Annotated in this window: 3 protein-coding genes; all 3 read left to right on the top strand. The window is 35.7% G+C overall.

Annotation, left to right across the window (positions count from 1 at the left end; translation table 11 throughout):
• On the top strand, nucleotides 1-385 hold a 385-nt coding region (locus K4I03_RS12365; protein WP_227965644.1), incomplete at its 5' end, for a hypothetical protein.
• Between the two features lie 72 nt (nucleotides 386-457).
• On the top strand, nucleotides 458-718 hold the full coding sequence (locus K4I03_RS12360; protein ID WP_227965643.1) for a hypothetical protein: 261 nt from the start codon (nucleotides 458-460) through the stop codon (nucleotides 716-718).
• Between the two features lie 135 nt (nucleotides 719-853).
• On the top strand, nucleotides 854-2340 hold a 1487-nt coding region (locus tag K4I03_RS12355; RefSeq protein WP_227965641.1), incomplete at its 3' end, for a coiled-coil domain-containing protein.

Below are 2340 nucleotides of genomic sequence, written 5' to 3'. Positions count from 1 at the left end.
TCCTAACAGTCCTAAAAATCCAGAAATAGGAGGCTCTAAGCCATCAGAAGCAAGCGATTTGGATCCTCATAAGGGGCATGTAGAGTCCAAGAGTGAAAGAGGAGAAGTAAATCGTAGTGGAAAAACATTAGAACGACCAAATGTTTTTGAGGCTGCTGCTCCTGTTCAAACGACACCTCAAGGAAATCAAAGCGCTCGTGAAATTATGAAACCAAAACCGAGTGAAGATTCAGTCCCAGAATCTGATAAAGCAATCGAGTATGTAGAACCAATCGGTGGGAACTTATCATCTCCTATCATAGAGGAATCAAATACCAAATCATTTGAAATATTTAACGAACTCAGAAAGAAAAAGAAAGATGAGGAGAATGATATTCAAAAATGATTAGGAAAAAAGCTTGATTGAGACGATATTTTAACGTATAATATAGAAAACAAAGAATATAAGGAGTTTAATATGCAAACCATAGTAGAGACTATCAATAAATTTACACCAGGACTAAAATTGTTTGCTGTTGCTTGCTTAACAGCAATAGCACTGTTTCGGGGACTAGCACCAGCTAGTAGGACAATGAAAAATGTTGGTTCTGGGGATTGGAATGGCGCTGGAAAGGATCTTATCGCAACCATCTGTGTGTTTATTATTCCAGTTATTTTCATTGCATTAATTGCTTATGCATCAGTTATAGGTAATGATATCTCAGGTCAATTAAAATAAAAACAAAAGCGGCAGTGCCGCTTTTTTTAATTTAGGAAAACAATATAAAATCATATAAAATACTTTAATTAAGGCTTCAAAAAGAGATATAATATGGTATAATAGAATTAAATAAATCAAAGAATGGAGCTAAACATGGAATTTAATGAACAATCCCATAATTGGGCATTTAATATGGGGGTTGAACCACTTTTTGTTCTGACTTTACAGGAAGAAGTTTGGCATAATAGCAAGGGTGAACCCTTTAAAGAAAAGAAGTTAGATAAAATTTGGTCTAACTTTAACAAGGATTATGTGCAGGGTGGGAAATTCAGAGGAAATCAAAATTATAATCCCATCTTGCTTCCAACGAAACCAATAATTAATGATGACCAGTCTGAGTTAACAAATCAGAGGGAATACGCAGTATTAGATGTATTGTCATTTGGGGAATTGTCTAATCTACCAGAAAGTATTCTCAAAACTTTTAAACTTGGATTGCGACTGTTTGATAGAAATGGGAACTATGTTTCTCCAACATCAATCCCTGACTTAGAAACTGTGTTTGAAGATGGAGAGTTTGGAAGTGTCGCAACTCTTTACACCAGTCTTACAAACGAGCTAGAACGTCGCCAAAAAGAACTACAGGAAGAAATGGAAGACCTGAAGCAAAAAAGAGATGATGAAATCATATTATCAGAGGAAGCCTTAGAAAAAGAGGAAGATACTGAGGAAGAACAAAATGTGGAGCTTGTTCAAGAAGTTGCTTCTGAATCTATAGAGAAAGAGGAGCAAGGAGAAGAGACTTTAACTTCAGAACAAGATGAGGAGCAGGGAGTCACAGCGGAAGAATTAGTTCAAGAGAATTTAAAAACATATATTGAACGTTCAGTAGTTTGTGTTCCTTTAGAAGAAGACTTTACCTTATTAGGAAGTGACTACAAAGAAAACGATCCCCTGCTACCTTTTGTTGATATGACGAGAAGTTCACTTTCTAGTCGCCTTACAGATGCAAATAGAAAATTGCAACAAGCTCAACAAGAATATCGCCAACAAATTTATGAGCTTCTTAACAAACCTCTTTCAGAAAAGTTGGAAGCGTTACTCAGAAAGACAGACCCTGAAAATCAAGATAGTCAGTATTATTTAGCATTGGAGAATGTAAAAGTAGATGCTCGTCAGCAACGTGAATCTATTCAGAAATCAGTTGACGCTCAAGCTAATCAACTGAAAAATCAATATGAATATAATTTGAAAGAACATTTAGAAAAAGTAAAGGAGATAGAAACTCAAAAGTATCATGAAGAAAATCGTCCAAAGCTGAAGGAAGAAATCCGTCAGTATGAATCGTCCTTGATTCAACGATTGGCAGAAGCTGAAGAAATTGCTCGAGAAGATATCTTGAAACAAGCAGATGACCAGTTTCAAGATGAAGTAGAGATTTTGGTTGATAGATTAGTCTCATCAAAGGAATCGGACTTAGAGGCGATTATGAGTAATTATCATGCAACTATCAAAGAAATTGAAAATAATTACCAGGCAACCAAAGAGGAAGAGATAAACGAACTAAGAAATAAAGCAAGTCAGATTACCTCTCAACAGTATGATTATAGTCGCCGAGGAAACGAAGAGATTGAGGCTCG

Source organism: Streptococcus sanguinis (assembly GCF_020729725.1).
In the GTDB taxonomy this organism is placed as follows: Bacteria; Bacillota; Bacilli; order Lactobacillales; family Streptococcaceae; genus Streptococcus; species Streptococcus sanguinis_V.
Note: the sequence above shows the minus strand (reverse complement) of the source record. Positions and strands in the feature narration are given on the sequence as shown.